Source organism: Alteromonas alvinellae (genome assembly GCF_902705805.1).
This window is the reverse complement of record NZ_CACSIH010000155.1, coordinates 1-22,264: the sequence shown is the minus strand read 5'-3', so window position 1 is coordinate 22,264 and position 22,264 is coordinate 1. Positions and strand designations below refer to the sequence as shown.

Annotated in this window: 17 protein-coding genes; all 17 read left to right on the top strand. The window is 44.4% G+C overall.

The window, feature by feature from the left end:
• Positions 1-535 precede the first annotated feature (535 nt).
• The gene (locus ACX5KA_RS11520) at positions 536-1,441 is read left to right on the top strand and encodes a 3'-5' exonuclease (protein WP_024024111.1); all 906 of its coding nucleotides are present in this window, start codon (positions 536-538) and stop codon (positions 1,439-1,441) included.
• Between the two features lie 213 nt (positions 1,442-1,654).
• Positions 1,655-1,954, top strand: a complete 300-nt coding sequence (locus ACX5KA_RS11515; protein ID WP_458731212.1) for a hypothetical protein — start codon at positions 1,655-1,657, stop codon at positions 1,952-1,954.
• Positions 1,955-2,275: 321 nt separating this feature from the next.
• Positions 2,276-3,226 carry a WYL domain-containing protein gene (locus tag ACX5KA_RS11510; protein WP_000180271.1) on the top strand — a complete coding sequence of 317 codons (951 nt, stop codon included), beginning with the start codon at positions 2,276-2,278 and terminating at the stop codon, positions 3,224-3,226.
• 8 nt (positions 3,227-3,234) lie between these two features.
• The gene (locus ACX5KA_RS11505) at positions 3,235-4,950 is read left to right on the top strand and encodes a type I restriction-modification system subunit M (protein ID WP_001065598.1); all 1,716 of its coding nucleotides are present in this window, start codon (positions 3,235-3,237) and stop codon (positions 4,948-4,950) included.
• On the top strand, positions 4,943-5,647 hold the full coding sequence (locus ACX5KA_RS11500; protein WP_000829999.1) for a restriction endonuclease subunit S: 705 nt from the start codon (positions 4,943-4,945) through the stop codon (positions 5,645-5,647). The genes ACX5KA_RS11505 and ACX5KA_RS11500 overlap by 8 nt, the downstream gene beginning before the upstream one ends.
• Positions 5,644-6,798: a BstXI family restriction endonuclease gene (locus ACX5KA_RS11495; protein WP_002040530.1), complete on the top strand. Its 1,155-nt coding sequence runs from the start codon at positions 5,644-5,646 to the stop codon at positions 6,796-6,798. Before ACX5KA_RS11500 ends, ACX5KA_RS11495 begins: the two co-directional genes overlap by 4 nt.
• 4 nt (positions 6,799-6,802) lie before the next feature.
• Positions 6,803-9,967: a type I restriction endonuclease subunit R gene (locus tag ACX5KA_RS11490; RefSeq protein ID WP_001001495.1), complete on the top strand. Its 3,165-nt coding sequence runs from the start codon at positions 6,803-6,805 to the stop codon at positions 9,965-9,967.
• A gap of 15 nt (positions 9,968-9,982) precedes the next feature.
• Positions 9,983-12,181, top strand: a complete 2,199-nt coding sequence (locus ACX5KA_RS11485) for an McrB family protein (RefSeq protein WP_000210502.1) — start codon at positions 9,983-9,985, stop codon at positions 12,179-12,181.
• Positions 12,181-13,308, top strand: a complete 1,128-nt coding sequence (gene mcrC, locus ACX5KA_RS11480) for a 5-methylcytosine-specific restriction endonuclease system specificity protein McrC (RefSeq protein ID WP_001277095.1) — start codon at positions 12,181-12,183, stop codon at positions 13,306-13,308. Before ACX5KA_RS11485 ends, mcrC begins: the two co-directional genes overlap by 1 nt.
• Entirely contained in the window at positions 13,308-14,162 is an 855-nt protein-coding gene (locus ACX5KA_RS11475) for a restriction endonuclease (protein ID WP_000255863.1), read from the top strand. Before mcrC ends, ACX5KA_RS11475 begins: the two co-directional genes overlap by 1 nt.
• A gap of 93 nt (positions 14,163-14,255) precedes the next feature.
• The gene (locus ACX5KA_RS11470) at positions 14,256-14,537 is read left to right on the top strand and encodes an ECs_2282 family putative zinc-binding protein (RefSeq protein ID WP_001067695.1); all 282 of its coding nucleotides are present in this window, start codon (positions 14,256-14,258) and stop codon (positions 14,535-14,537) included.
• A complete protein-coding gene (locus ACX5KA_RS11465; protein ID WP_001145412.1) occupies positions 14,537-15,010 on the top strand; it encodes a hypothetical protein in 474 nt (157 codons plus the stop codon). Before ACX5KA_RS11470 ends, ACX5KA_RS11465 begins: the two co-directional genes overlap by 1 nt.
• Before the next feature lie 119 nt (positions 15,011-15,129).
• Entirely contained in the window at positions 15,130-17,280 is a 2,151-nt protein-coding gene (gene mobH / locus ACX5KA_RS11460; RefSeq protein WP_458731211.1) for a MobH family relaxase, read from the top strand.
• Between the two features lie 48 nt (positions 17,281-17,328).
• Positions 17,329-19,149 carry a conjugative transfer system coupling protein TraD gene (traD, locus tag ACX5KA_RS11455; protein WP_000661889.1) on the top strand — a complete coding sequence of 607 codons (1,821 nt, stop codon included), beginning with the start codon at positions 17,329-17,331 and terminating at the stop codon, positions 19,147-19,149.
• Positions 19,150-19,158: 9 nt separating this feature from the next.
• The gene (locus ACX5KA_RS11450) at positions 19,159-19,719 is read left to right on the top strand and encodes a hypothetical protein (protein ID WP_000546512.1); all 561 of its coding nucleotides are present in this window, start codon (positions 19,159-19,161) and stop codon (positions 19,717-19,719) included.
• Complete coding sequence (locus ACX5KA_RS11445; RefSeq protein WP_000033756.1) at positions 19,706-20,341, top strand: DUF4400 domain-containing protein; 636 nt, start codon at positions 19,706-19,708, stop codon at positions 20,339-20,341. Before ACX5KA_RS11450 ends, ACX5KA_RS11445 begins: the two co-directional genes overlap by 14 nt.
• Before the next feature lie 271 nt (positions 20,342-20,612).
• Positions 20,613-22,169, top strand: a complete 1,557-nt coding sequence (istA, locus tag ACX5KA_RS11440; RefSeq protein ID WP_000850406.1) for an IS21 family transposase — start codon at positions 20,613-20,615, stop codon at positions 22,167-22,169.
• Positions 22,170-22,264 lie beyond the last annotated feature (95 nt).

Genomic DNA, 22,264 nt, shown 5'->3' with positions numbered 1-22,264 from the left:
TTTTTAGAGGGGAAAATCCCTAGAACCCCTTGATGTGGGGGATCGCTCGCCCTCGTCAAAGCCTGCAAGGCTTGGACAATACTGCTTCTGCCTACTGCTCTTGTTTCTGTTACTGATCCTGTTACTGCTACTGGTTAACGCATGGGTCGAGTAACCGTCAGATAAGGCTTGTTGAACCCTTTGCAAAGGGTTTAAAAACAGTTAGTAAAATTCTGCTTCGTATTGAATTTACTGGCTTAAAGCGAAGTCAGGAGCATCATTAAAATGCTCAGTCGAACTCAGTTAAAGCCTTTTTCAACCGTTTGAAAAGGGGTTGGCTAAGCCATACGTAAAGGGTATCGGTAAGGGTTACCTAAACGGTTTAGCTAAGACTTTCTGAAAGGATTAACCAAAGCCTTCATACATGGGTTCACCCAGTAGAAAGATTAAAAAATGCTGAGGTATCCAAGGTGCATTTTGTACAAATGCGTTTATAAACGAACAGGGCACAATGAAATAACCCAAAGCGAACAATAGAATTGAAGAGGAACCATCAATGACAAGAGCCCCTACGCCATTTCCGCTAGAGCGCCTCGCGGATATCCCAGAAAGACCAGAAGATTTTAGATTGCTGGAGCGTATTCCATTAACGCGTGAGCCGCAGTCCTGGCCACTTGAACTTTCTCCTATGGTAGGCGATGAACAGCCAATGGTGCTGCTCGATACAGAGACAACTGGACTGTCTGCCGATGACGAGTCCATTATTGAGCTTGGTATGGTTAGGGTGCTTTACAGTCCCTCGGCTAAGCGGATTGTGTCGATTGTTGATGTGATCAGCTTGTATGAAGATCCCGGCAAGCCAATCCCCGAGCTGATTACCGAGTTAACCGGTATCACCGATGATATGGTGCAAGGCCAGCACATTGATGATTCACTGGTAGCGAGTTGGTTATCCGATGATCCGCTGGTGGTTGCGCACAATGCGCAGTTTGATCGTCCTTTCTTTGAAAAGCGGTTTGCTGCATTAGGCCATCTATCTTGGGCCTGTTCAGCCAGTGGCATAGATTGGAAGGCACTGGGTTTTGAAAGTCGAAAGCTTGAGTACCTGCTGCTTCGCTTAGGTTGGTTTTATGAAGGACACCGAGCTGCAACCGATTGTTTGGCGATGGCCTGGTTGTTCCATTTGTTGCCCGAGTCCGTTGCAAACTTGTTGTCTGAAGCGGACAGGCGAACTGTGTTAGTTCGTGCGTTTGGTGCGCCGTTTGACGTAAAGGACTATTTAAAAGAGCGTGGTTACCGCTGGCATGACGGTGTTAAAGGTGCCAACAAGCATTGGTGGCGCGAAATCAGCGAAGACGAGTTACCGCAGGAACAAACTTACCTGGATGATTTGTACCATCGTGGCTCAGAACATGCCCACTATGACTACAAAGATGCCCGCAATCGATTTAAACCTTTGTAACTCTTCACAAGGTAAGCCTTGCATATTTGAAAACCTCTGGAAAATGGAAAGTGAACTTACGTTATACCCAAACTACTTGGTGTTGCAGCTAGGCGGCAAGTGAGTGAGTCCCCATGAGCATAGATCTTCTATGTGATTGGGGTGAGCGAATGCAGGTAACACCGCTGCGGCTGCAAGTAGGAAGGGTATATAACCAACAAGAGGAATCTTTCCATGTACCAATACACCTACATTGAATACTGGGGCGAAATCTTCGTCTCTGCCCGCATCATTGAATTTGGCATCACGTTCGAGCGCTTTCTAAAAGATCCATGGAAGCATTTGATGTCCTGTGGCCAAGAGTCTGCACCGGACGCGATTGCTGAAGGGATGCTGCCATTGCTACCAGCCCAGGCAGAAGTCGCCAGGCGCATTCGGGAGAGTGAGCAACGAGCCCTGATGTCTACAGAGTCGGACAAAGGGGTATCTCATTGCAGTTACATCGTGGTGCCACTGGTTCGGGTAGCGCATTGATTGATAGCAACTATCATCGATGGCACCAAACAAGGTCTTCACGCCCATACCTGAGCGGCAATTGTAATCCAGATCAAAAAGTTGCCGCTTAGTCTTCCCTACAAAATAATTTGTGATAGGATGATACCTAATAAAATTAATTAGGTTGAAGCCTATTCAGTGTTTTATGGCCATCTGTTCAGCTTCAACCGGTAGAGATTGATTAGCCATTGCGGATGAATAGCAGCTTTATGCCATGCCGTTCAATGTGATTACGTGATGTCTGACCGAACTTTATAAACAGAGTTTTAAGAATCTGGTTGAATTGGATAAACAAGACGCATGACAAATGATGGTCTGAAACAAACGGTAGTGGTGAAGCCAGATAGGCTTTCGCAGATAGCGCAGTTGCCACAAGCAACCAGGGATCGCATTGCCCACATCGATTTCACCTTATTGTTTAAGGGAGAAGCGGTACGGGCAGACTTAGTAGATCGGTTCAGCATAGCTGCTGCACAAGCAACGAAAGACTTCACCATGTACCGAGAGCTTGCGCCAGGCAACATTGAGTATGACCAAAAGCTCAAATTGCATAAGCGCGGTGAAGCTTTTGAACCCTTGTTCGACTACGACGTTGTCAGAACACTGGCAACCATTAGCCAAGGCTACGGAGATGGCTTTACTGGAAAGGTAAAACCACCATTGGCTTGTGAAGCGCCTTATCACCTTAACAAGCCGAGTTTGTCGATAGTGGCGAAGGTCACCGAAGCCATCCACAAAGGCAAAGCCTTGAGCATTACCTATGTGTCGTTATCGAGTGGTGAAACTACGCGTGAAATAGTGCCGCATACGCTGGTGGACAATGGCCTGCGTTGGCACGTTCGTGGTTTTGACCGCAAGCATGGCCAAAGCGGAGCGCCAAATGGGTTCCGTGACTTTGTGCTTACCCGAATTAAAGCAGCGGTCGTGCTTGAGGATTCCATTCTGTCAGAGGCTGAACTTGAAACCCAAGACCGGCAATGGAATCGCTTTGTAGAGCTTGAGTTAGTACCGCACCCACGCATAGAGCACAGCGAAGCGATTGAGCTTGACTATGGCATGAAAGGTGGTGTTTTAAAGATTGAGATTAGAGCGGCAACGGCAGGTTATTTACTCAGACAATGGAATGTCGATTGCTCCAAAGCAGCTCAGCTAAAAACACCCGAATTTCATTTATGGTTAAAAAATTATCAAACTTTATACGGTGTCGGTAACCTTGCGATTGCGCCTGGTTTCGATAGCGTCACAGCATAGGGAAGAACATGAATAATTCAGAACAGCAGTTTTTAAAAGAACTCGATGTAAAGTTGTGGTCGGCAGCCGATCGGTTACGTAACAACCTCGATGCCGCTAACTATAAGCATGTCGTGCTAGGGATCATCTTTCTAAAGTATGTGTCAGACGCTTTTGAAGAGCGCCAACAAGAGTTACGTCAGTTGTTTACTCAGGACGATAGCGATGACAATATTTATTACATGCCTCGTGAAGATTATGACTCTGACGAAGAATACAACGATGCGGTCAATGCAGAGTTAGAACTGCACGAATACTATCAAGAGAAAAACGTTTTCTGGATACCAAAAAGGGCAAGATGGAAATTTATAAAAAGTACTGCTTCTCTTCCGATCGGTAGTGTAATTGACAAAGATAGTCATGGAAATGAAATTAAATTGAGATCAATTTCATGGTTGATTGACAATGCACTGGATGAAATAGAGTCGCATCGGATAAATGATAAGCCAGCAAATCCAAAGTTAAAGGGAGTTTTACCTCGAATAAGTCGTTACGAAGTTGAAAATACGAATCTAACAGAGTTAATAAATAGATTCTCTGATACGAGTTTTAGTAATCCTGAGTTTAATGGAAAGAAGTTAAGCTTAAAAAGCAAAGATATTCTTGGTCATGTATATGAATATTTTTTGGGGCAATTCGCGTTGGCTGAGGGAAAACAAGGTGGGCAGTATTACACACCTAAAAGTATTGTTACTCTAATTGTTGAATTGCTAGAGCCATATCAGGGGCGGGTTTATGATCCTGCAATGGGGTCGGGTGGATTTTTCGTTTCAAGTGAAAAATTTATTGAAGAACACGCAAAAGAAAAAAAATACAACGCATCAGAACAAAAAAAACACATATCTGTTTATGGTCAAGAAAGCAATCCTACCACATGGAAGCTTGCGGCTATGAATATGGCTATAAGAGGCATTGATTTTAATTTTGGGAATAAAAACGCTGATACTTTTCTAGATGATCAGCATCCAGATCTTAAAGCTGATTTCGTAATGGCAAATCCTCCGTTTAACATGAAAGAATGGTGGAGTGAAAAGTTACAAGGAGATATAAGATGGATGTATGGAACACCTCCAAAAGGGAATGCTAATTATGGATGGCTTCAACATATTATCCATCACCTAAATTCTAATGGTAAGGCAGCAATCTTACTTTCAAATGGGTCTTTGACCGTAAATGCTAAAGACGAATATGAAATAAGGAAGTCCATCGTTGATAGTAATTTATTAGATTGTGTGATTGCTCTCCCGACACATTTATTCACTAACACGCAAATTGGTGCATGTATTTGGTGCTTTAGTAAAGCAAAAGACAAAAGACAAAACAGAGCGAAAAATGTGCTATTTATCAATGCTAAAAATTTAGGAACTCTTGAGACTAAAGTAATCAGATCTCTATCAAAGTCTGAAATAGAACAAATAGCGGATTGTTATAAAGACTGGGTTAGATCTGAAGGATACAAAGATCAGCCTGGGTTTTGTAGAAGTGTTGATATAAGTGAGATAGAAAGGCATAAATATGCCCTTGTACCAGGTCGATATGTGGGTTTTGACAGGAAAAATCTTGTATCGAAGGAAGCACAGATTGAAATGTTTAAGAATATTCAAAAAGTAAGTAATAGGCTTAATGAAGTAGTTCTGGCGGCTGAAAAAACAAAACAAATAATGGAGAAAGTTTCAAATGGCTGAACCATTTCTATTAAGTCATAAAGATTGGTTTCATGGAACTTTAGAGGCTTGTAAAAAAACTGGATTAATTCTTCAGGTTGAATCAGGTGGCACACCCAAAACAAATGAAGATGATTATTGGGAAGGAGATATTCCATGGCTAACTCCCAAAGAAATTACTGACATGGATGGTGTTTACGTCAGTAAAACAGAGAGAAATATCACTACTTTAGGTCTTAAAAGTTCGGCAGCAAAACTATTGCCTGCAGGAACAGTAATGCTCAGTAAAAGAGCCCCTGTTGGTGCAGTTGCTGTCAACACTGTTCCTATGGCTACAAATCAAGGTTTTTTGAATTTTACATGTGGGCCACTTTTGAGGCCGCTTTATTTAGCATATTGGTTTCGCTTGAATAAGCCTTATCTTGACGCAGTTGCTAATGGTTCAACATATCCTGAACTCTATAAAAGTGATCTCTTTGAGTTTCACATATCAGTGCCTTCAGTAGATGTACAAGACAAAATATTGAAAGTAATTAGCGCACTTCAGTTTTGTAAACTATCAGGGCATGCACTAGAACAATCCGCATTAGATATGCAGCAACTTAGCAATATAAAAGCAGAAAGTAACGAGTTAGAAAAGACAATAAATCAAGTGATGTTCCTACTATTTTCAGGGGAGCTTTCAATAGATGATCTTAGTAAAAGGCTCTCATTATGATTGGTTTGTGTCAAAAAGGTAGTTGCCGAAAGTTGATTGGTCATACTGGGAAGTGCGATCCTTGGCCGACTAACTGCTGGTCATTTCTGGAAGAAAAAGATAAGAAAAAACTTTCAAAAGCAGGCTACGCAACACCGCGAGGAGGAAAGAAGGGGGCTTATCAAAATCATGTTTATAGAAACAATAAAGTTATCATTCCTTTTGAAAAGATTAATGTTATTGATACTTCAAACTATGAAGATGGGTACATCGTAAGGCTGTACCCTGATCAAGCTTTTATTTCTTCAGGTATTTTGAGTGAAATAAATTTGCCAGATGGTGAGCCACTCGTAATCGGTGAAAATGCTTTTGTATTGTATCGCTCTCATCAATCTTTTGATGAGTTTCCACCGCTTGACGAATGGTCCGTTCGTCACTTGGAGGATAAGAATGGAAATATCGTTGAAAAAAGAAGTTCAGAAGTATTAGACAAAGGGCATTATATTCTTCGCCTTCCAAAAGTTGGTGGAGGCAAGAAAATTATAAAAAATGAAGTTATCGAAGGGCCACCGCAGGGGATTTTTGCTCCTGAATATGCTAACAAGGAAACTAATTTTCTATCACAAGCATCTTTAGCATGGCAAATTATACATACATCGTCTAGCCCATATACAGCATCACAAGCATTACATCTGAAATTAATTCTAGATGAGTGCTCACTTAGTGATGGGGTTCACTATAACTATCTTGGGATGATGAAAGGAAATATTACAACTTGCCCACTATGCCTCAAAAGAATTTCATATGATGAGCTTCATAGTCATATAAACCTTGAGAATGAAGAATCTCTTTTAAACTCTGGCCTAATAGTAGATGGAACCAATCGTTCTACTACAGTAAATCTATTTCATATGATTCCACTTGAATATGAACGGTTGCATCATAATCACTTCTACGTTTCTTGGGGGCATGCAACTTGTAATACCAAGCTTGGGCAGCGAAGATGTTATTCGCTTGCTGAAGTAAAGGAAATGGATATAAAAGTAGCTAAGTTAATTGGTGATAGCATTGAAACTTTTGGGTGGATTAGTGATGACGACAAGATGATTAGATCCCCGAATGGAGCTGTTTGGATCAGAATCTCTGAAGAGCTGTATATAGAGAGGGATTAAAGTTATGAATGAAGAAAATCTAGAGAGCCTTTGTTTAGGTTGGTTTAGGGAAAATCATTGGGATATTCTTCATGGGCCTGATATTGGTCCAGATGGCAACAATCCTCTGAGAAAGAATTACTCTGACGTTATCTTAGAAACTTACTTAAAATTAGCATTTGAAAAAATCAATAACCATATTCCTGTTGTTCAAATAGATATCTGCTATGAACAGTTTAAAGCCATTATATTAAAACCTGATTTTTTTGATTTAGTTACAAGTAACCGTTCTTTTCATCGTTTCTTGTTGCAAGGAGTTCCTGTTGTATATAAGGGAGCCGATGGTGAATCGATACAGGATCATGTTTTTATTATCGACTTCGATAACTTGAACAATAATCTATTTACTGTCGTCAATCAGTTCACGATTACTGGCACCAAACAGCCACGTCGGCCTGATGTCATTTGTTTTATCAACGGCTTACCGATTGCTGTTCTTGAGTTGAAAAGCCCAAGCGATGAAAATGCCGATATTTGGGATGCCTTTAATCAACTGCAAACCTATAAAGATGAAGTCTCAGACCTTTTTATCTTCAATGAGGCGCTAGTAGTCAGTGATGGTTACACCGCTCGGGTCGGCTCTCTAACTGCTAACCAAGAGCGTTTTATGCCTTGGCGCACTATTAATAATGAAAACGATAAACCTTTACTGGAGTGGCAGCTAGAAACCATGGTTCGCGGTTTTTTTGATCGTGAGTTGCTGCTGGATTACATACGATTTTTTGTATTGTTTGAAACAGACGGTGAGACGATCATTAAAAAGATTGCTGGTTATCACCAGTTTCATGCTGTGCGAGAAGCGGTAAAGACGACAGTCATTGCGGCTCAGCAAATTGATGGCGTAACAGAGAAGCGGGCAACCTATGCCGATGAGGTAGTACCTGGTAGTAAAAAAGCAGGTGTGGTTTGGCACACTCAAGGCAGCGGCAAAAGTATTTCAATGTGTTGTTATGCCGGTATGTTGCTTCAACAAAAGGCTATGAATAACCCAACGCTGATTGTTGTTACCGACCGCAATGATCTAGATGGTCAGCTCTATGCCACGTTCTGCAACGCAGTTGAGCTCTTGAAGCAAACGCCTGTTCAAGCATCTGACAGGGATGCGCTAAGACAGTTGTTAGCTGAAAGAGAGTCTGGCGGCATCATTTTTACCACAGTGCAAAAGTTTGCCCTGCTTGACGACGAGAAGCATCATCCAATACTCAATGAGCGTCACAATATAGTTGTTATCTCAGACGAAGCACACCGCAGCCAATATGGCCTGAAAGCCACCTTAAGTGCAGATGGTCAATATAAGTTTGGTTACGCCAAGCATATGCGCGATGCGCTACCGTCTGCTTCCTTTATTGGTTTTACTGGTACACCCATTTCACAAGAAGACAAAGACACTCGCGCTGTATTTGGTGGCTATGTGTCCATCTACGACATTCAAGATGCAGTAGATGATGGCGCAACCGTTCCTATTTATTATGAGTCACGCTTGGCAAAGCTTGATTTGAACCATGCTGAAATCGCTGAGTTGTCCGATCAAGTTGATGAAGTGGTAGAGGACGAAGAGGACGTAAGCAACCGTGAAAAAACTAAGGGGGAATGGAGCCGTCTTGAAAAGCTTGTTGGTGCGACGCCTAGATTAAGCCAAGTTGCAGCTGACTTGATCGAGCACTTTGAGACACGCAATGCCACTATGGATGGTAAAGCCATGATAGTGGCTATGAGCCGTGATATCTGTGCGCATCTCTACAATGAGATTATTGCACTGCGCCCAGAATGGCATTCGGATGATCCTGAAAAAGGGGCGATTAAGATTGTGATGACAGGGTCAGCTTCGGACAAGCCACTTTTGCAACCCCATATCTATAACAAAAAAACCAAAAAACGCTTAGAAAAGCGCTTTAAAGATATGAATGATCCTCTGAAGTTGGTCATTGTCAGGGACATGTGGTTAACGGGGTTTGATGCGCCTTGTTGTAACACTATGTACGTGGATAAACCGATGAAAGGCCATAACCTGATGCAGGCCATTGCGCGGGTTAACCGCGTATTTAAAAACAAGCCAGGCGGTTTAGTTGTTGACTACATTGGTATTGCTAACGAGCTTAAGCAAGCATTGAAAACCTATACAGACTCTAAAGGTAAAGGCGAGCCAACACTCAATGCAGAAGAAGCGTTTTCCATTCTTTTAGAAAAAATTGATGCTATCCGTGGCATGTTTGGTAAAACACCAAAATCCGATGGTTTGGACATATCGGGGTATGAAACTCAAGCGCACAAACTATTGGTGCCTGCCGCTAACTATGTACTTGGCTTAGAGGATGGCAAAAAGCGTTTCTTAGACTTAGTGTTGGCGGCAACAAAATCATACTCACTATGCAGTACCTTGGATGAGGCCAAAGAGTATCGGTGCGAAATAGCTTTTTACTCTGCCATTAAGGCCGCTATCAGCAAATTTACCAGTGTGGATAGAAAGCGCACTCAGGAAGAAAAGAACTCGGCACTGAAACAGATCCTAGATAACGCAGTGATCGCCGAAGGCGTTGCTGACGTGTTCGCACTTTGTGGCTTGGACAAGCCCAATATTGGTTTGCTATCGGATGAGTTTTTAGAAGACGTGCGACAGATGCCGGAGCGCAACCTCGCCGTTGAGTTACTTGAAAAACTTCTCAAGGATGACATTAAAGCGAAAACACGTAATAACGTTGTGCAAGAGAAGAAATACGCAGACCGCTTGCAAGAAACGCTTAGAAAGTACAATAACCGCGCCATTGAAACAGCTCAGGTCATTGAAGAACTTATTCAAATGGCCAAAGAGTTTCAGGAAGAAATGATGCGCGAGGCTGAACTGGGGTTAAATCCAGATGAAATCGCGTTTTATGATGCTCTAGCCAACAACGAAAGTGCAGTACGTGAACTTGGTGATGAGATCCTTAAAAAGATTGCCGTCGAAATCACAGACAAACTCAGAAAATCGACCACGGTTGATTGGCAAGTTCGTGACAGTGTTCGAGCTAAATTAAAAATACTCGTGCGCCGCACTTTACAGCGTTACAAATATCCACCTGACAAAGCCGCTGAAGCTGTAGAGCTTATTTTGAAGCAGGCTGAGACATTGTCGAATTCATGGACGAAATAAAGGGTGCTTTTATAGATGACAACAAATAAATCTAATTCATTCTGGTTTGTGGGTGCATCCTACGGCAAAGGTAGTGAAGACCAAACGGAGCGTTTTCTCAACGATGGCGTTTGGCAAAATGGCTATGAAGATAAATATCTCGATGTAGTCCGCAGTATGCAGCCGGGCGACAAGATTGCCATTAAATCGTCATATACAAGAAAGCGAGAGCTCCCTTTTGATACTAAAGGCCAGACTGTTTCAGTAATGGGGATCAAAGCTATTGGTGTGATTACCCGTAATCATGGCGATGGCCGGTTTGTCGATGTTGAATGGCAACCACGCTTTGAGCCTGTTAATGAATGGTATTTCTATACCAATCGCAGCACTATTTGGCGCGTTTCTCCCGATGATTGGATGACAGAGGGGCTTATTGACTTCACTTTCAATAATAAACCCCAGGATATAGATCGTTTTCGCAATGCTCCCTATTGGAAGGAGCGCTTTGGTGATACCCCTGTCGATAAACAGCGTTTTAAATGGACCCAATTTTACGAAGAGTTTGCCGACAAGCTATTAACTTACAAGGATGATCGTGCTTCTTTAATGGCAGCCATCCACGATTTACCGAACAAAATTGAAAGCATTTCTGTCCTTCAAGATCAGCCTAAGGAAGGCACAAAAGATTTGCTAAGTGATATTTGCCCGTTTACCGTCTTCGGCCTGTTTAACCGGGGCATTACCGATGCTAACCGAATAGCCATCGCAAGCGAGCTTGCTGCTTTTTTGAAAGTTGAAACGCCTGTTCCTAATTCCTTTGAAGGTATCCCTGTTGTTAATAATCAGCGCTCTTGGTTTTTTGGATACAAATACCGACGGGGTGAACATGACATTGATACACTATGGAACCTTTTTGAGGCCGCCATAGAACACGCTAATAACTCAGAAACTGATACCGCAGAGGCACTTTACGATGCTTATGAAACTGCGACTAAATGCTGGGGAACCGGCTGGAACCTCTCAATGGGGCTGTATTGGATTAGACCATGGAAGTATCTGACACTTGATGGCCAATCACAGGCATACATCACTAAAAAGCTGGGTTTAGAAATAGGCAAGAATGGCGAAAAAGGTCGCTGTAGCTCAAGAGATTACTTCGGTCTGATTGATGATCTAGAAACACGATTTCAAGAGGACGCCTACCCCGTACACTCTTTTCCAGAACTGTCGCTTTCGGCCTGGCTATTTAAGGATACCGACACATCCGCTCATCCGAATGCTACTAACCTTGATGACGAGGAGCTATCGGCAGAAGAAGACGAAGTTGCTGTTCAGACTGCGCCTATTGAACCTTATACTATTGACGACATCATTGCCGATGGTTGTTTTCTTGAAAGAGAAAGCATCGCAAAAATAATTACTCAGCTTAGACATAAGAAAAACCTTATTCTCCAAGGCCCTCCGGGAACTGGTAAGACATGGCTCGCAAAGAAACTTGCATATGCGTTAATGGGCCAAAAGGACGAAAACTCTCTACGCGCTGTTCAGTTCCACCCCAATCTATCATATGAAGATTTTGTGCGTGGTTGGAGGCCATCAGGCGAAGGAAAATTAACTCTCGTTGATGGTCCATTTCTGGAAATGATTAATGAAGCCAAAAAAGATGCGAGCAGCAAACACGTAGTCGTTATCGAAGAAATTAACCGAGGAAACCCTGCTCAGATTTTTGGCGAAATGCTCACATTGTTAGAGGCTGACAAGCGCACGCCAAGTGAAGCTTTGGAGCTTAGTTATCGTCGAGCTGAAGGCGAAAGAATTCATATTCCCGCTAACCTTTATGTTATTGGCACTATGAATATTGCCGACCGCTCATTAGCACTTGTTGACCTTGCTCTACGTCGCCGATTCGCATTTTTTGATCTTAAGCCAACGCTCGGTGAGGCATGGCGCAATTGGGTTCATAGTAAGGCTGGTATTGATAACGATTTTTTGCAGTTAATTGAACAGCGCATAGTCTCACTAAATAACGAGATTTCAAAAGAACGCAACTTGGGCCCTCAGTTTAAAATCGGCCACAGTTATGTAACACCACCGTTAAATACAAAGATTGAAGATGCTGCAGCATGGTTTCAAGGTGTCGTAGAAACTGAAATTGGACCGCTTCTTGAAGAATACTGGTTTGACGATATAGAACGCGCTATCAAATCCAAAGACGCTTTGGTTGAAGGCATCTAATGTCTGCCGTTATTGAAGCTAAAAGCCAAACTACTTCGTCGAGACGATTAGGAAAGATTCCTGTTCGTAACCTGTGGTTGTTGATGCTCTATGCTTCGGACCTTTATCGCCACCTTGGCACCAATAAAGTCGACGTAGAAGACAACCCAGAAGACATAGCAGATTTGGTTGCCGAGATTCTCTGCCATCAAGTTGAAGAACGCATGATGCGAAATTTAAGCTATGGGTATGAATCGAAAGTTGCTGTAATCAATCGAGTTCGTGGACGCATAGATACCCTAACCACCGAGCGGCAAAGGCTACTTGAAAAAGGTAAGGTATGCTGTCGCTTTGATGAGTTAACGGTAGATACTCCCCGTAATCGTTATGTTAGATCTGCATTAGAACGATTATCAAAGCTGAATATTAAACCAACTCTTGCCCATAAATGCCGAGCCTTAATGCTGAGTTTAGAACGTCTAGGCGTGAGCAAGGCAAAGCCAATAAATTACAGCGGAAAGTCGGAAAGATTTGGACGCCATGATATTAGCGATCAGAAGATGGTTGCTGCAGCCGATTTGGCTTTTTCACTCGCTATACCCACAGAGTTTGACGGTCAATTTCATCTAACAGCTCCTGACACTCGAAAAGAGTGGCTTAGAAAATTGTTTGAAAAAGCTGTAGCGGGTTTCTATGCCGTAGCACTAGATAAAAGAGAGTGGCGAGTATTGGCTGGCAAACAGTTTGATTGGCAGATATCAGATAAAAGCTCAGGGATAGACGAAATTCTTCCCAGCATGAAAACAGACATCATTATCGATAATCGTTCACCAGACAAGCGTTTGGTAATCGACACAAAATTCAATTCAGTGACCACTAAAGGTTGGCATAGGGAACAGACTCTTCGCAGTGGTTATATCTACCAAATGTATACTTACCTTAGAAGCCAGGAAGACACTTCAGACCCCAAATCACTTGAAAGTATTGGCATGTTACTTCACCCGACAGTAGATAAAGAAGTCGCTGAGATGGTAACAATTCAAGGCCACCCAATATGGTTTTGCACTGTTAATTTAGGTGAGTCAGCTATTTCAATCAGAGAGCGCCTACTTGCTCTTTTACAAAAGAGTTTCCAGGAGAAAAAATAATGGTCACATTCGATCAACTTATGCTACCGCTAATAAAGGCATTAGTGAACCTTGGGGGCTCAGGCAGTATCGACGAGATATACGAAGAAGTTGTCGAGCTTGAGAAGTTTGATGAGGGTACTTTGGCTGTTCTGCACAACCCTGAAAAAAGTAGCCAAACTGAAGTTGGATATCGATTAGCATGGGCTAGAACCTACCTGAAGAAAGCTGGATACCTTGAAAACTCATCTCGTGGCGTTTGGGCACTTACAGATAAAGCTAGACAGGAACCGGAAATCGATAGCAGAGAAATTGTCAACTTTGTTAGAGCACTGGACCGCAAGCCTGAACAGACTAATGCTACGACATCTACTCCAGAACTGTCGTCCGATGACTCCCCTGAAGAGGCTATGCTTTGGCGTGAAAAACTGCATCATGTGCTAATTGAAGAAATGAGCCCGGATGCGTTTGAGCGACTAACACAGAGGTTATTGAGAGAATCAGGCTTTATCCATGTTGAAGTGACTGGTCGCACGGGTGATGGTGGTATCGATGGCAAAGGAATTGCCCGAATCAACGGTTTGATGAGCTTTCATATCGCTTTTCAGTGTAAAAAGTACAAAGGTTCCGTTGGGGCTCCCGAGATCCGTGATTTTAGGGGCGCAACCGTTGGTAGAGCTGATCGTGGGATGTTTATCACTACAGGTAACTTTACAAAAGCTGCGATTGAAGAAGCCAACCGTGATGGCGTTGCTCCGATTGACTTGGTCGATGGTGATCAGTTAGCCGATAAGCTTAAGGAACTTAGTTTAGGCGTTAAAACAGAGTTAGTTGAAAAAGTAACAGTTGATCCTGGCTGGTTTTTAGGTCTTTAACTGTTAATAAGCACCAAAGGAACTCCAACGTGCATTGTCTAGTTCTTGAATATATGCGGTTAAATACGGCCACTCACATAACGGAAAGTTAGAATGAATCCTGAAAAATACAATAGAAGTATAAGCTTGCTTTGCCCGACTTGTGGCTGTTCAGACTTTTCATACGAAGACGGTTGCGATGAAACAATACAAGTAATGACTTGTGCATCTTGTGACCGAGAGTTTAATAAAGATGAGCTTATTCAAGAGAATAGCGAAAATATTGACGAGCACCTTTCTGAAATCAAGGAAGAAGTTTTAAAAGACGTTCAAGACGAACTACGTAAATCTTTAAAAAAGGCTTTTTCTGGTAGCAAGAATATAAGGATTAAGTAATGCCAGTAACTATTGATGCAGGTGATGTGATAGCTGGATTAGCTTTCCTTTTATCTGGCTACGCAACATGGCAAACGGTCAGCTTTAATAAGAGGCAGAAGTCACTTGTCGAAAGCCAGGAAAAGCTAAACACCATTCTCTTGGAAAAAGAAAATGAAGATGCTCTGAAAGGAAAGCAAGCTGACCTTGGTGCATCAATTATAAAACTTGGCAGCAGTAAGTATCGGCTTAAGGTTTGGAATAAAGGTGCTGCTACTGCAAGAAACGTCAGAATTGAGTTCCCCGAAGGTAACGATTTAGTTATTGAATCAGAAGTGACTGACAAATTTCCAATGGAAAGCCTCGAAAAGTATCAAGCCGTTGAGCTAATAGCCGCTGTTCATATGCAAACGAAACGAAAGCATGTTGTTCGGCTAGTTTGGGAGGATGATGCCCAGTCTTACAATGAAAAGCTGTCTTACCCCACACTGTAATGTAACTGTCGGTTTTCTCACTAGAACGAAGACAACTACAGATAAATGCATATTTCTTTCGGCTATCTAACATCTTCAGTTGCTACAGAACCTTCACACTATCGTGTCGGAGGTTCACTATGTTCAAAAACCTATTTTTTCAAACCAAAGCACTACCAGAACTGTCATCGCAACTGGATACAGAAATTCCACGCTCCCCGCCATTCCTGAAAGGGTTGCCAGCTGCGTCCCCCGAGGATTTGCAGTCTACACAAGACGAGCTAATTACCAAACTGCGCCAGGTACTTGGCTTTAACCTGCGTGATTTTCAAAGGCTAATTCAGCCCTGCATTGATCATCTGGCTGCTTATGTTCATTTGTTGCCAGCTTCTGAGCATCATCATCACAGTGGCGCTGGTGGTTTATTACGTCATTCGTTGGAAGTTGCTTTCTGGGCTGCACAAGCTGCTGAAGGGATCATCTTTGTTGCCAGTGGCACACCGGTTGAGAAAAAAGAGCTGGAACCAAGGTGGCGTGTTGCGGCGGCATTAGGCGGTTTGTTCCATGATATTGGTAAGCCTGTTTCAGACTTGTCTATTACAGACGAAGATGGACGCTATCAGTGGAACCCTTTTTTAGAAACCTTATCCCAGTGGACCACAAATAACAGCATTGAACGCTATTTTATTCGCTGGCGCGACGGACGGTGCAAGCGGCACGAGCAATTTTCAATTTTGGTTTTAAACCGGGTGATGACACCCGAGTTGCTCGCCTGGTTAACCCAACCGGGCCCTGAAATTTTGCAAGCCATGCTGGAGGCAATTGGCAATACCGATCCCGAGCATGTCCTGTCTAAATTGGTTATTGAAGCTGACCAAACCAGTGTCCAGCGAGACCTGAAAGCTCAACGAATTTCCGTTGACGACAACACCATTGGTGTCCCAGTCGAACGCTATCTACTTGATGCCATGAGGCGATTGCTTGCCAGTTCCCAGTGGTTGGTCAATCAGCGAGATGCCAGAGTTTGGATACGAAAATCGAATCAATCAACCAATCTTTACCTGGTTTGGAAAAGCGCGGCTAAGGAAATCATTGAGCTGTTGGCCAAAGACAAGATACCTGGCATTCCAAGAGATCCCGATACCCTTGCGGACATCCTCATTGAGCGAGGATTAGCCACAAAATCAGCCTCAAATGAGCGATATGAAAGCCTTGCCCCTGAAGTGCTGATCAAAGACGGCAAGCCAATCTGGTTACCCATGCTGCATATATCTGAGGCCGATTTATTGTTCAGTTCGAATGTACCAAGTGGTGTGAGGCTGTTTAGCAAATCTGAGTGGGAAGCAACACAGCAAACACAAGCAGAGCCTCAGAGTCGTTCCAGTGAGCAGCCAGGCTTGTCTGAAGCGTCATCATCAATTGAACTCAATAATTCGGCTGAGTCGCCATCGACAAAATCGTCCGAACAAGATGATGAACGTCGTCTTGCCAGTGATGTTAATCACCTTCAGGCAACTGAAAATGCTCCAGGTGATGAATGCGAAAAGCCTAACAACTCATATGATGGCGCTATCTCAAATAACGTAAACCAGCACGATGCAGAAGCATTGAATCTGCCTGAATCTTTGGCATGGCTCCCAGAGGCCAGTAGTGCGTTGGTTATGGTTGATGAACAGATACTGGTCCGCTATCCCGATGCCGTAAGACATTGGTGTGCTCCCCGAAAACTGCTTGCTGAACTCAGTCGATTGGATTGGCTTGAAATAGATCCGGCAAACCCGACGCGTAAAGCCAGAACTGTGACTACGAAAGGTGGCGTTCAGGAGCAAGGGTTACTGCTGAAAGTATCGATTTCTAAAGGGCTTACTGCACTGATTGACCTTCCCAAACAAGACGCAGAATCAGCGGCAGCAATTCAGAACGAAGAGGCTTCACCGCGACCGAGTCGAACTGAGACAACCAATGCCCGAGCAAAAGAGCCCTCCAAAAGAGCGGAGTGTAAGCAAAAGCCGATTGCGCCCAATGCGAACTCAAGTATCGACCCCAAACACGCGCAGCGCCAACAGATGGTTAATTTTGTGAAAGATTTGCCCATCTTACTGACCGATGGCGATTACCCAGACGTGGATCATAGTGCCGATGGTATTCGCGTCACGATTCAAACCTTACGCCAAGTCGCCAATGAGCATGGCATTCCAGCCGGACAGCTGCTTCGGGGGATCTCGGCCAGTGACCAATGCCAGTTTGATGAGGGGGAAACGGTTCTGTTTACCGCTCACGCTGAACGTTAATCCATTTGAAATTAAGCGGATTGCAAACGGTTATTTTGCGGAGCATGAATGAAAGAAAACGCATACGAGATGCCCTGGCGCACGAACTATGAAGCCATGGCCGCAGCAGGTTGGCTGGTTGGGGCAACAGGGGCAATAGCCGCAGAAATGCTGACTGAGTTACCACCTGAACCATTTTGGTGGATGACAGGGATTTCCTCGGGCATGGCGTTGTATCGCCTTCCTGAGGCTTATCGCCTTTATAAGTTGCAGATGGGGCTAAAAGGCAAACCATTGGCATTTATGGAGCTGTCGCATTTGCAAAAGGTGATGGCAAAACATCCTGATGAATTGTGGTTAGGGTATGGCTTTGAGTGGGATCAACGTCATGCCCAACGCGCTTATGAAATCCTAAAGCGGGATAAGCAAACCTTGCTTAACCAAGGTCACGGCAAACAAATGGGTTCGACCTGGATTCATGGTGTCGAGCCCAAAGAAGAAGATGTGTATCAGCCAGTTGGTCACACCGAGGGGCATACCTTAATTGTCGGAACGACCGGTGCCGGAAAAACCCGATGCTTTGATGCGATGATCACTCAGGCCATTTTGCGTAATGAAGCTGTGATTATTATTGACCCTAAGGGAGACAAGGAACTTAAGGATAATGCACAGCGAGCCTGTATTGCCGCCGGTAGTCCAGAGCGCTTTGTGTATTTTCATCCGGGTTTTCCAGAGCGATCAGTACGTCTTAATCCTCTGAGAAACTTTAACCGAGGCACTGAAATTGCCAGCCGAATAGCGGCCTTAATCCCATCCGAAACCGGAGCTGATCCATTTAAAGCTTTTGGCCAAATGGCATTGAACAACATCGTGCAAGGTTTGTTGCTTACTTCTCAGCGTCCTGATCTGAAGACTCTGAGACGATTCTTGGAAGGCGGCCCAGAAGGCTTGGTAGTAAAAGCCGTCACGGCTTGGGGTGAGCAGGTATATCCGAACTTTAGTGTGGAGATTAAGCGCTTTACCGAAAAGGCCAATACCTTGGCAAAACAAGCGATGGCGATGCTGCTTTTTTATTACGAACGCATTCAGCCCGTTGCCGCCAATACCGATTTGGAAGGGTTATTGAGTATGTTTGAGCATGACAGAACCCACTATTCCAAGATGGTGGCTTCATTGATGCCGGTGCTCAATATGCTCACTTCAAGTGAACTTGGCCCGCTGCTATCACCGATTGCAAACGATGTAGATGACAGCAGGTTAATTACGGATTCTGGCCGTATTATCAACAATGCCCAAGTGGCCTATATCGGGTTGGATTCATTGACCGACGCCATGGTTGGCAGCGCCATTGGTTCGTTGCTTTTATCCGATCTCACCGCCGTGGCCGGTGACCGCTATAACTATGGTGTTGAAAATCGTCCCGTAAATATCTTCATCGATGAGGCGGCTGAAGTCGTCAACGATCCCTTCATTCAACTGCTCAACAAAGGCCGTGGCGCAAAAATGCGTTGTGTGATTGCTACTCAGACCTTTGCTGACTTTGCAGCTCGTACAGGCAGTGAAGCTAAGGCCCGTCAGGTGTTAGGTAACATCAACAACCTGATAGCTCTTCGGGTGATGGACGCCGAAACACAGCAGTACATTACTGACAATCTGCCTAAGACTCGGTTGCAGTACATCATGCAAACTCAAGGTATGTCGTCCAACTCGGACAGTCCAGCGTTGTTTACCGGCAATCATGGCGAGCGCTTGATGGAAGAAGAAGGCGATATGTTTCCACCGCAGTTATTAGGCCAGCTTCCCAACCTGGAGTACATCGCCAAGCTTTCAGGTGGCCGCGTGATCAAAGGCCGCATTCCTATTTTAACCAGCTCTACACAGGCAGCATAAGGAGTCTGTATGCATCATTCTGTCTGTCTGAAAATGACAACACTTACCAGTAAAGAAATGCTCGCTCAGTGGCAGCAACATAACCCCCAGTTCAAGGAAACCTTAGGACTGCTTGAAACCGACTGGCCTCATGCTTTGGCCTCGGTGTATTGCTTGGCGGACTACTTAACGGATGCGTTCACGTTAGATGGCCATTCCATCTTTGATTTGTGTCTGTGTAATGGTTTGGGCAGTTATGAAGAAGTCAGTTGTGATGATGATAGTGTACGCCTTTGGCATTTCATTGAGGCACTGACCTGGACTGCCGCCAGTGCTTTAACGGGGATTCGCCTGCGTGATCCTGACCATTTCGAGTGGGCCGCCGTAGATGGTGTGTATTTCTACTCCTGGATTCGTAATCGTCCAAATCGGATGGCGTATCTGGCTGAAGGACGTATTGATATGCGTTATGTCAGTGGCCATACATCGACAAAGCGGCTTCAACAAGTGATTAAAGCCCGGATTATGACTCCAACCGTTGCAGCCATGCTGGCGCGAGTTGAAGAGGATGTTTGGCATGAGCAAGCATAAGTCGGTTTGGCTGCTGTGTCTGGCACTGATGCTGGAGATTATTGCCATTGGCGTGTTAGTGCCCGGTGATTGGACTGGCCGGGTCATCAGTAAAGAGAAGCAGATGATCCAAAACCAATTGGGCGCACAAACAAGCTATTGGATTGGTCAAACTAGCCATCGCTGGTATCAATCATGGGTTGTGGATACGCAGATGGAGCAATCTGTGCGAGATTTTCTAATCCCCACTGAAGAGCAGCGACTGCGCTCTAAAGGGATGGAGAACATGGGAGGCTTTTGGTTTGTCTGGGTAGAAGACCGTATTCAGGCATTTTTTGATGTGTTGTACCAAGTGTTCACTCGATTTGCTTTACTGATGGTCTGGTTGCCCTTTGCGCTTATTCTCATGTTACCGGCGTTGTGGGATGGCTTAATGACCTGGAAGATTAAGAAGACAACCTTTGATTTTTCGAGCCCTATCATTCACCGCTACAGCATGATTATCCTGGGTTCAGGCGTCATCTTGCTGTTTATGGGATTGTTCGCCCCGCTGGCTATTCCACCGGTGGTACTACCGTCGATGATCATCGGCTTGGCATTGATGGCAGGGTTGGCGTTAAGTCACTTGCAGAAGAAGATATGAGGCCAGTTGGGCCTCATCTTGTAGAGCTAAAACCTTACGCCTACGGTATTGCCGTTCTCGTTGCGTATTTTTCCCAACCGTGAACACCAGTTTTTCTCTAGCGTGAACACCTAATTTTCTTAACTGTGAACACTGATTTTTGCCTAAGCGTGAACACTTTTTCCGCATGACAAAATTTAGTGTTCACGGTAAGCAAAAATCCCCACCCCTTCTTGCAGGTCAGTTTTTAACCATTAACCTGCGCTCCTTTGTTTAACCCTCAGGAGCCGTTATGAAAACGAAGAAGATCTCTATGCAGAAAATCAAAGAAATTCTGCGCCTCAAATACGGCGCCGACCTCTCATCCAGGCAAATATCCCGTAGCCTGAATATATCAACGGGGGCTATCTCAAAGTACCTCAATCGAGCCGATGCGGCTGGCATTGGTTGGCCTTTGCCAGAGAGCATGACAGAGCAACAAGTTTTAGCCATCCTGCAGCCGTCACGAAAACCAAGAAAGGACACGGTCACCGTGTTTGCGGAACCCGATTTCAATGCAATTCACGATGAGTTGGGGACCAAGGGAATGACACGACAATTGCTGTGGGAAGAGTACACACAAGACCACCCCAGTAATCACTATAGCTATTCTCGCTTCACCGTTCTGTTCAAACGTTGGCAGGGCTCACGCCAGCTATCGATGAGACAAACACACCTAGCTGGCGAGAAGATGTTTGTCGATTATTGCGGGCCGACCATGGATGTCATTAACCCTCAAACGGGCGAGGTACGTACTGCCCAGATTTTTGTCTCCGTCCTGGGCGCCAGCTCTTATACATTCGTTGAGGCGACATGGTCACAAAGCTTGCCTGACTGGATTGGTTCCCATGTTCGAGCATTTAACTTTTTTGGTGGTGTTCCGGAGGTGGTTGTGCCAGATAACCTGAAAAGTGCCGTTAGCAAAGCCTGCCGCTATGATCCTGACCTAAACCCTACCTATCAGCAACTTGCAGAGCACTACAATGTTGCCGTCATCCCAGCTCGCCCCTACAAACCAAAGGACAAATCTAAAGCAGAGGTCGCGGTTCAAGTGGTTGAGCGGTGGATCATGATGCGCCTGAGAAAGCAGCCATTTTTTACTCTCGCGTCACTTAATCAAGCCATTCGTTTTTTGCTGGCAGACCTCAACAACCGCCCGTTTAAAAAACGTCCGGGATCTCGCCAATCTCAATTTGAAAGTATTGATAAGCCTGCGTTAAGACCGTTACCACCATCCCCCTATGAGTACCTTGAGGTTAAAAAGGCCAGAGTTCATCTTGATTACCATGTGGAATACGACGGTCACTTCTACTCCGTACCATATCAACTGGTAAAACAAAACGTGATGATTCATGCAAGCCGAACCACCTTGACCATTAATCATCAGGGAAAGCAGGTGGCCCACCACCCGCGAGCCTTTAAACACGGCCACACGACTGACACCACGCATATGGCGAAGGCGCATTTGAAGCATCAAGAGTGGTCGCCTCAGCGGTTTGTGTTATGGGCAACCCGAATTGGCGAATACACGACATTGGTGGTTGAGCATCAACTTGCTGGTCGCCGTCACCCCGAACACGGTTATCGCGCTTGCCTGGGTTTACTTAACCTGACAAAGAAGTATGGCCAGGAAAGGCTCGAAGCCGCCTGTCGTCGCGCACATTATATTAACGCTATTACGTACAAAAACATTGCCTCAATTCTCAGCAAAGGTTTAGACAACCTGCCCATGGAAGATGGCGATGCAGACAAGCAGATTTCCCTTCCCCTCAGTCACGATAATGTTCGCGGTGCCAAGTACTATCACTAATTACGCAAAGGAAAAACGAATGATTAATAACTCAAGTTTCGGGGTTCAAAAACAGCAAAAAATACAGCTTAAGTTACTGAATAGTATAAATAAAA

Excerpts from the sequence above, each read along its gene's own strand:
- ACX5KA_RS11520 (WP_024024111.1), top strand. The coding sequence starts at position 536 with ATGACAAGAGCCCCTACGCCATTTCCGCTAGAGCGCCTCGCGGATATC.
- ACX5KA_RS11515 (WP_458731212.1), top strand. The coding sequence starts at position 1,655 with ATGTACCAATACACCTACATTGAATACTGGGGCGAAATCTTCGTCTCT.
- ACX5KA_RS11510 (WP_000180271.1), top strand. The coding sequence starts at position 2,276 with ATGACAAATGATGGTCTGAAACAAACGGTAGTGGTGAAGCCAGATAGG.
- ACX5KA_RS11505 (WP_001065598.1), top strand. The coding sequence starts at position 3,235 with ATGAATAATTCAGAACAGCAGTTTTTAAAAGAACTCGATGTAAAGTTG.
- ACX5KA_RS11500 (WP_000829999.1), top strand. The coding sequence starts at position 4,943 with ATGGCTGAACCATTTCTATTAAGTCATAAAGATTGGTTTCATGGAACT.
- ACX5KA_RS11495 (WP_002040530.1), top strand. The coding sequence starts at position 5,644 with ATGATTGGTTTGTGTCAAAAAGGTAGTTGCCGAAAGTTGATTGGTCAT.
- ACX5KA_RS11490 (WP_001001495.1), top strand. The coding sequence starts at position 6,803 with ATGAATGAAGAAAATCTAGAGAGCCTTTGTTTAGGTTGGTTTAGGGAA.
- ACX5KA_RS11485 (WP_000210502.1), top strand. The coding sequence starts at position 9,983 with ATGACAACAAATAAATCTAATTCATTCTGGTTTGTGGGTGCATCCTAC.
- mcrC (WP_001277095.1), top strand. The coding sequence starts at position 12,181 with ATGTCTGCCGTTATTGAAGCTAAAAGCCAAACTACTTCGTCGAGACGA.
- ACX5KA_RS11475 (WP_000255863.1), top strand. The coding sequence starts at position 13,308 with ATGGTCACATTCGATCAACTTATGCTACCGCTAATAAAGGCATTAGTG.
- ACX5KA_RS11470 (WP_001067695.1), top strand. The coding sequence starts at position 14,256 with ATGAATCCTGAAAAATACAATAGAAGTATAAGCTTGCTTTGCCCGACT.
- ACX5KA_RS11465 (WP_001145412.1), top strand. The coding sequence starts at position 14,537 with ATGCCAGTAACTATTGATGCAGGTGATGTGATAGCTGGATTAGCTTTC.
- mobH (WP_458731211.1), top strand. The coding sequence starts at position 15,130 with ATGTTCAAAAACCTATTTTTTCAAACCAAAGCACTACCAGAACTGTCA.
- traD (WP_000661889.1), top strand. The coding sequence starts at position 17,329 with ATGAAAGAAAACGCATACGAGATGCCCTGGCGCACGAACTATGAAGCC.
- ACX5KA_RS11450 (WP_000546512.1), top strand. The coding sequence starts at position 19,159 with ATGCATCATTCTGTCTGTCTGAAAATGACAACACTTACCAGTAAAGAA.
- ACX5KA_RS11445 (WP_000033756.1), top strand. The coding sequence starts at position 19,706 with ATGAGCAAGCATAAGTCGGTTTGGCTGCTGTGTCTGGCACTGATGCTG.
- istA (WP_000850406.1), top strand. The coding sequence starts at position 20,613 with ATGAAAACGAAGAAGATCTCTATGCAGAAAATCAAAGAAATTCTGCGC.